Genomic DNA, 6,036 nt, shown 5'->3' on the forward strand with positions numbered 1-6,036 from the left:
CGGCCCTCGGCCGAAGCCTGCCGGGAAGTTCAGAAATCGAAGCCGAGCTGGCCCCCGCTTTCCAGTGCGGCCGCCTCGGCGGAGATGCGGATCTTCTTGAGGTGCCGCCACTGGGGCAGCGCGTCGAGATACGACCAGGAGAGCCGGTGGAAGGGCGTCGGCCCCCGCTCTTCCAGGGCGGCCTTGTGGACCGGCGAGGGGTAGCCCGCGTTGGCATCGAAGCCGTATCCCGCGCACCCCTGCGACTCGCCCTCCAGTTCGGCCATCATCGCGTCACGCCGGACCTTGGCGATGACGGAGGCCGCCGCCACGGCGATGCAGGACTGGTCGCCCTTGATCACCGTACGGACCTTCCACGGGCTGCCGAGGTAGTCGTGCTTCCCGTCGAGTATCACCGCGTCGGGGCGGACCGGCAGGGCGTCCAGCGCGCGCACGGCGGCCAGCCGGAGCGCGGCGGTCATGCCCAGCTCGTCGATCTCTTCGGGGGAGGCGTGGCCGAGGGCGTAGGCGGTGACCCACTTCTCCAGTTCCGCGGCCAGGGCGGTACGGCGCTTGGGGGTGATCAGCTTGGAGTCGGTGAGCCCCTCGGGTGCCCGGCGGAGGCCGGTGACGGCCGCGCAGACCGTGACGGGACCGGCCCATGCCCCGCGTCCGACCTCGTCCACCCCGGCGACGATCTTGGCGCCGGTGGTGGCTCGGAGCGAGCGCTCGACGGTGTGTGTGGGTGGTTCATAGGGCATGGCGCCAGCCAGATTACGCCGATGGGCCCCGCCCGCGATACCCGGATTCCCCTCGGAAGTCCGAACGGGCCATGTGAAGCCGGTCCGAGACGGCTTGATCTGATCGATCGCGGGGCATCCGGAACGCACGCACCCCGGCCCCATCCGCTCACGAGCGGGTCAGGAACCGGGGTGGCGCGCGGCGAGATTCCGACTGTGCGCAGGACGTCCGGATCGCTCCGAAGGTCAGGGGGTCCCGTACGGGTCGGCGTACGGGTCGCCGGACCGATCGCCGTTCTCGTAGGGGTCGTAGTCATCCCCCCTGCTCACCGCTCCGCACTCGGCCGGGCTCCGGTCGATGCCCCGCTCCGCCAGGAGCGTGCGCGCCCTCGCCTCCGACCAGCTGGTGGCGTACCATCCTCCGTCGTCGCCGCGCAGGCGCACCTCGATGCCGAGGAGGGCGCAGGAACGCTGCGGCTCAGGAAGCCGGTCGAGGGCGGGTACGGCGTCCGCCGAGAGCCTGGCCAGATAGGGAATGTCGATCTTCTTGGAGCTGCTGAACCGTTCGACGTTGCGTTCGGCGACGAGGGCGTCGGGTGAGGCGAGGCCGAAGGCGAGTACGCCCGCGGCCGCGCTGACGGCCACCGCGCGGGGCAGCAGCCGCGCGCCGAAGATCCCTGCGGCCATGATCAGCAGAATGACCACACCCAGCCAGATCTCCATGGCGGCCACGGAGATGCGCAGCCTGGTGAGCCCGTACGCGTCCACGTACAGGTCCATCCTGCGCAGCGCGGAGGCGACCACGACGAGCGTGAGGACGCACAGGGTGCCGAGGACGCCGCGGACGAGCGTGCGGTCGCGGGCGTCCGCGCGCGGCGCCCAGCGCAGGGCGAGACCGATCACCACGAGGGTGAGCAGGGTGGCCATGAGCAGCTGCCAGAAGCCCTGGCGGGCGTACGCGGAGTAGGTCAGGTCGGTCTCTTCGAGGACTTTGTCGTACCCGCCGAAGAGAACGGCGAGTTGGACCGCGTTGAACACAGCGAAGAGCAGGTTGAGCACGATGAGCGGAAGGGCCCACTCCAGCCGCGCGCGGGCCCGGCCGGGGCGGATCACCATCCGGTCCCAGCGCAGGGGCGCGGCGGCGGTACGGGCGAGGGCGATGGCGCCGAAGAGCCCGAGCAGGAAGAACGAGAGCCGCCAGGGCGCCTGCTCCAGCGAGACGTCGGGCATCAGGGAACCGAGCAGGTCGGCGAAGGCCGCGTCGGCGCCGGCGAACAGCGCGCCGAAGACGACGAGCAGGGCGACGGCCACTCCGACGGTCCGCACGACCGGGCCCCACCGGCCGCGCGAGCCGTCGGCCCGGTCGCGTACGCCGCGCCAGATCCAGCCGGTTCCGGAACCGAGGGAGTCGAAGAGGCCGAAGGGCGCGAGGAGAACGCTCGGCCAGCCACGGCCGCCATGTAGGGCGAGGGCCGTCACGCCGAGGGCTGTGACGATCGCGAGGAAGGTCGGCCATCCGGCATCCCGCAGCGCTGGGACCGCGAGAAGGGCGAGCCCCCCGATCGCCCAGACCAGCGTCCAGGGCCGGAGCCGGCGGCCCGCCGCCCGCGCGGCGAAGGCAGCCGCGAGGACCGCGGGAGCGGCCACGATCATCAGGTTGAGGCCGATTCCCTCGTCGAGGAGCAGGGCGCACAGCACGGCGGTGGCGAGGACCGCCCAGAGCGTCGGGGCGGTGACCTGGGCCGGCGCGGCGGGGCGCAGTCGGGTGAGCCAGGTGTCGCCGGGGGGCGTGGGTGGAGCCCAGGGGTGCGGCGGCCGGCCACCGGGCCACGCCGTGGCCGCCGCGGCCCGCTGGTGCGGCGGCGGGTACGGCGGTTGGTACGGCCCGGGCGGTACTGGACCAGGTGGCAAGGGACCGGGCTCCGCCTTGCGCTCGGCCGCTGCCCCCGCTGTGGGCTCAGCCACTGTCCCAGCCGTGGGCCCGGCAGCGGTCTCCGCCTTGGGCTCGGACGTGGGCGTGGGCTCGCTGACGGGCTGAGCTCTGTCCTGCGGTGGTGGATCGGACGGTATGTCGGACACGGGACCCCCTCCCGACCCGGCTCGCATGCGGCGCCTCGCCGGCGGAGGGCTGCGTTCCGGGTGTCGTGTCTGCGCGCTCTCGACATGATCAGCGCTGCGGAACGGCCGACTCTAACGGCGGTCCGCCCGTTCGGACCCGACCGGACGGCGCTGTGTCAGGACCGTGACACTCACCGGCCCGTTCCCGGGGTACGGGGAGGGGCCGATCAGGGGCGTACGGCGGCCGGCACCCAGTCCGGCAGCTCCTCCGTCCGCTCCAGCCAGGAGGCGGGCGGCGCGCCGGCCGTGCCGGAGGCCACGACTCCGCCGGCGATCGCGCAGGTGGTGTCGACGTCGCCGCCGACCTGGGCGGTCGTCCAGAACACCTGCTCGTAGTCGCCGAGGGCCCGGGCCGCCGACCAGAGCGCGTACGGCACGGTGTCGTGGGCGCTGGTGCGCCGCCCACTGCCCAGGACCGCCGCGACCGTCCCGGGGTCGCCGTAGTCGAGCATGTCGCGGGCGCGGCGCAGCCCCGCGCCGACCGCGCTGCGCGGTACGAGGGCGATCACCCCGTCCAGGAGGTCCGTCGGCGTGGGCGGACCTCCGGGATCTGCGACGAGGGCGGCGGCGGCCGCGACGGCCATGGCGCCGACGACCGCCTCACGGTGCTGGTGCGTGGTGTACGCGGAGATCTCGGCCTGGTGGGTCGCCTGCTCGGGGTCGTCCGCGTACCAGGCTCCGAGCGGGGCGATCCGCATCGCGGCCCCGTTGCCCCACGAGCCCTGACCGTTGAAGAGCGCGGCCGCGAGCTCGCGCCAGTCACCGCCCTCCCTGATGAGCCGGAGCATCCTGTTGACGGCGGGGCCGTAGCCCCGGTCGAAGTCGTGGTGCTCGGCGAACGCGCGCGCGAGCGCGTCCTGGTCGATCCGGCCGTGGCTCACGAGCACGGCCAGGACCGAGCCGGCCATCTCGGTGTCGTCGGTCCATTGCCAGGTGCCCGGAGGCAGCTCGCGTCGCTTGAGCAGCGGATAGTTGACGGGAACGAAGAACTGGGAGCCCAGGGCGTCTCCCACGGCCAGCCCTCGAAGGCTGGCCAGGGCGCGTTCGAAGCGCCGGTCGAGAGTGGAGTCAGCGGTCATCGCTTCACCACTCTATCCGGTGTGGCCGTACGGTTCCGGGGTACGCCAGCGCTCGAACGGCCGGTCCAGGCTGTATCTGCCGTCCTCGCCGAGCAGCAGCGTCCGCGTCTCGCCGTTGCCCGGGTTGGACAGCGACTCGAACTCGGCGACGCTCCAGTGGAACCACCGCATGCAGAACAGCCGCATCGTCAGCCCGTGGGTCACCAGCAGCACGTTCGGCGGGTGGTCGGGCGCCTCGAAGCTGCGGTAGAGGCTCTCCAGGAACGACCCGACCCGGTCGTACACGTCGGCCCCGGACTCGCCCTGCGCGAAGCGGTAGAAGAAGTGCCCGTACGCGTCCCGGTACGCCTTCTGCAGGCGTACGTCCTCCCTGTCCTGCCAGTTTCCCCAGTCCTGCTCCCGCAGCCTCGGCTCCTCCCGCACCCGGACCCGCTCGGGGTCGAGCCGGAACTCCCGGAAGGTCTGGTGCGTTCGCCGGTACGGCGAGACGTAGACGCTGACCTGCTCCTCCCCGAAGAGGCCGCGCAGTTGCTCCCCCGTCTCCCGGGCCTGCCGCAGACCGGTCTCGGTGAGCCTGAGCGCGTGGTCGGGCTCCCGCTCGTACACCGTGTCGTCGGCATTGCCTTCGGACTCTCCGTGCCGTACGAGGACGATGCGCCGCGGTCTTGCCATGCCACGACCCTAGATCGCCCGCTCCGCTCGGGCTCAGCCGGGGAGGCACCCGGAGCCCATCCGGCGTACGTGGACGGCGATACGCCGGCGCAGGTGATTCAGACCGTCCAGGACGGCTCGAGCTGCACCACGTCCCCGCTGAGCGCCGCGACGTCGGCCTCGGTCTGGGCCCGGAGCCCGAGCCGTTCGACGCGCTCCACCCGGTACTTGCCGTGCTCCGCGGCGGACCGCCACATCGAGAGCACCACGAACTCGTTCCCCGGCGCCTCGCCGAACACCCCGCGCAGCATCCCGGGAGAACCGGCCATCGCCGGGTTCCACACCTTCTCCTGCATCAGCGCGAAGTGTTCGGCCTTGTCCTCGTGGACGCGGCAGTGCGCCACGCGCGCGACGTCGGCGTCCGTGAAGCGGGGCTCGAAGCCCGTCTTCACGTCGAAACGGTGGTCGAAGAGTTTGACCTGGAGATCCTTGAACGAGCCGGACTGCGTGGCCGCAAGCCGGTCGTGCGAGCGGGCCATGAACGAGTCGTAGAAGGCGCGGCTCTCCCAGAACGAGAAGACGTGAGCGATGTCGGGCCGCGCCCGGCTCCACCCTCCGCCCTGGCCCCGGAATCCCGGCTCACCCAGCAGCCCCGCCCATTTCCGCTGCCCCCGTTCGAACCCCCGACGGTCCACGACGGTGCAGCGAATCCACTTGACCAGCACGGCGCCATCGTACGGGGCATTCACCCTCCGCCACCCCGTTCTCGCGGTGAGTACGCATGACACCATGAACAACCGGTCGGAGACCATGGGCAGTTGACCGGGCCCGCGGTACCAGTCGTACGCAGAGAGGGAATTCACGGTGAGCGGACTCAACAAGGGGGTCGGCAAGGTCGAGGTGACGCTCAAGTGGGACCCCAGTCCGATCGGCGCGTCGGCGCACGATCTGGACATCATCGCCGGGGTCTACACGGCGGACGATCCGTACGGTGCGCCCGCCTACCTGGTGCACTTCGACAGCCGCTCCCCCGACGGCACGATCACACTGGGCCGGGACAGCCGTACGGGCCAGGGCTTCGGCTACGACGAGGCCATGACCCTGGAACTGAACCGGCTCGCGCCGCGGTACGCGCGCGTGGTGGTGGGAGTGGCCATACAGCAGGGTTCCGGAAGGCTGACGTTCGGCGACATCGTCAACACCGGTGTACGGGTGGCCGAGGGCTACCGGGAACTCGTCGTCCACGGCTTCGAGGACGTCGCCGGATCCACCGCGGCGACGGTCGTGGAGTTCACCCGAGACGGACCGGAGTCCTGGTCCTACCGGTCCGTGCTCCGCGGATTCGACTTGGACCCGCGGGCCTTCGCGGCGGGGGTGGGGGGGCGGCCCGCCAGACAGCGCCCCCGAGACAACCCGGAAAGGAGAAGGTGGGGCGGGCGCGGGGGGGGGCGCGCGGGAAATGCAGTCAG

The 6,036-nt window shown here is 71.9% G+C and carries 5 protein-coding genes and 1 pseudogene; 1 reads left to right on the forward strand and 5 read right to left on the reverse strand.

Going from position 1 to position 6,036, the window contains the following annotated elements; translation table 11 throughout:
- Window positions 1-29: 29 nt before the first annotated feature.
- From ACFWRO_RS08420 to ACFWRO_RS08440, 5 genes are all read right to left on the reverse strand, one after another.
- Window positions 30-740, reverse strand: coding sequence for a ribonuclease HII (locus tag ACFWRO_RS08420; RefSeq protein ID WP_384506123.1), 711 nt, complete (start codon window positions 738-740; stop codon window positions 30-32).
- Between the two features lie 225 nt (window positions 741-965).
- Window positions 966-2,825: a DUF4153 domain-containing protein gene (locus ACFWRO_RS08425; protein ID WP_384506126.1), complete on the reverse strand. Its 1,860-nt coding sequence runs from the start codon at window positions 2,823-2,825 to the stop codon at window positions 966-968.
- Window positions 2,826-3,004: 179 nt separating this feature from the next.
- Window positions 3,005-3,916, reverse strand: coding sequence for an ADP-ribosylglycohydrolase family protein (locus ACFWRO_RS08430; protein ID WP_384506129.1), 912 nt, complete (start codon window positions 3,914-3,916; stop codon window positions 3,005-3,007).
- 12 nt (window positions 3,917-3,928) lie between these two features.
- Window positions 3,929-4,588, reverse strand: a complete 660-nt coding sequence (locus ACFWRO_RS08435; protein WP_384506132.1) for a histidine phosphatase family protein — start codon at window positions 4,586-4,588, stop codon at window positions 3,929-3,931.
- 98 nt (window positions 4,589-4,686) lie between these two features.
- On the reverse strand, window positions 4,687-5,292 hold the full coding sequence (locus tag ACFWRO_RS08440; protein WP_384506135.1) for a YdbC family protein: 606 nt from the start codon (window positions 5,290-5,292) through the stop codon (window positions 4,687-4,689).
- Window positions 5,293-5,431: 139 nt separating this feature from the next.
- Here ACFWRO_RS08440 and ACFWRO_RS08445 point away from each other — a divergent pair.
- Window positions 5,432-5,959, forward strand: a pseudogene (locus ACFWRO_RS08445) (TerD family protein); the annotation flags it as partial.
- Window positions 5,960-6,036 lie beyond the last annotated feature (77 nt).

This window comes from Streptomyces sp. NPDC058579 (assembly GCF_042718575.1).
In the GTDB taxonomy this organism is placed as follows: domain Bacteria; phylum Actinomycetota; class Actinomycetes; order Streptomycetales; family Streptomycetaceae; genus Streptomyces.

Excerpts from the sequence above, each read along its gene's own strand:
- ACFWRO_RS08420 (WP_384506123.1), bottom strand. The coding sequence starts at position 740 with ATGCCCTATGAACCACCCACACACACCGTCGAGCGCTCGCTCCGAGCC.
- ACFWRO_RS08425 (WP_384506126.1), bottom strand. The coding sequence starts at position 2,825 with ATGCGAGCCGGGTCGGGAGGGGGTCCCGTGTCCGACATACCGTCCGAT.
- ACFWRO_RS08430 (WP_384506129.1), bottom strand. The coding sequence starts at position 3,916 with ATGACCGCTGACTCCACTCTCGACCGGCGCTTCGAACGCGCCCTGGCC.
- ACFWRO_RS08435 (WP_384506132.1), bottom strand. The coding sequence starts at position 4,588 with ATGGCAAGACCGCGGCGCATCGTCCTCGTACGGCACGGAGAGTCCGAA.